The following is a 1,023-nucleotide window of genomic DNA, read 5'->3' on the forward strand; positions in this document are numbered from 1 at the left end:
GGTGTGGCACAGTGCAATCGGTGGCAGGGGTTAGTCTCAGCAACTAAATCCTACGCTGCTTCAAGTGCTTAAGCTACATCCGCCAGCCTTCTCCAACCGCCTCGTGCATAAAAGCGGCTAGGCTGCAATGCAGTGTTGTCACCGGATCGGCGGTTCCACCAAAGTTCGTGGTAATATCGCCTGTCAGTGGATCGGCGAACTGGGAGAAACCTACGTTGCCGATGAACGATACGCCCTCGGTCGTGGTGCTACCGTTGTTGATCGCATGTTGGCCATTGCCACCATCCGCCGGTGAGACCCCGTGGGGGCCTCCGTCTAGGGAGCTGGCGTTGCCGATGCCAAGGCGAGGGCCCGTCCCACCAAATGCGGAGTCGCGGAACGTGTCTTGCGGGGTGTTAGCGCTCTTGGAGTGGATGCCCATTCCGCTGCCATTGGCGCCCACCGCGCTATCGGTCGGGAGTTTAGCCAGTTGCGAGGCCATCTCCCCCCAGCACCGGTTCATCTGAGGTCCCGTCGCCGATTCGCCCTTGTTGAACGTCGAGCCGTTGATCGTATTGTCGTTGCCGACGCGATCAACCGGTGCAGCCATCGCTCCCGTTGCAGCCAGAAGAAGGGTTGCCGTGCACAGGCCAGTGCACAGGAAATTGCGTTTCCTGGTCATGATGATTTTCCCGCTTGTCTACAGATTGTGCGTAGGAGCTTAGATCGCGAATGTTAACTGAAGACGTTAACAAGTCTGTTGCAGCAATGCCTTCAACTCGAAGGCATGTTATTATTGCTCAACCACAGATATACGCGCTATTCACTGCACCCAGTAAGCTATCAACGCTCCGACTCTCAATTCGGCGCAGATGCTTTGGCGCAGAATTAGGAGCAGAATTAGGAAAAGCACTGCTGCGCTGTAATTACCCACGCCCTTGTCATCAGGCGCAATTCCTGAATCCATGGGGCCATGGATCGCACTGATTTGCAGCGCCTGACGAAGGAAGAGCTGATCGAACTGGTGCTGCGGCTGCAGCGGCC

Annotated in this window: 2 protein-coding genes; both read right to left on the bottom strand. The window is 56.6% G+C overall.

What is annotated here, in order from left to right; all coding sequences use genetic code 11:
• Positions 1–73 precede the first annotated feature (73 nt).
• Positions 74–661 carry a hypothetical protein gene (locus tag ACS5Q1_RS48055; protein ID WP_473104807.1) on the bottom strand — a complete coding sequence of 196 codons (588 nt, stop codon included), beginning with the start codon at positions 659–661 and terminating at the stop codon, positions 74–76.
• Positions 662–802: 141 nt separating this feature from the next.
• On the bottom strand, positions 803–1,023 hold a 221-nt coding region (locus tag ACS5Q1_RS48060), incomplete at its 5' end, for a hypothetical protein (protein WP_473104808.1).

The sequence above is a fragment of the Microvirga sp. GN3 genome (assembly GCF_055792825.1).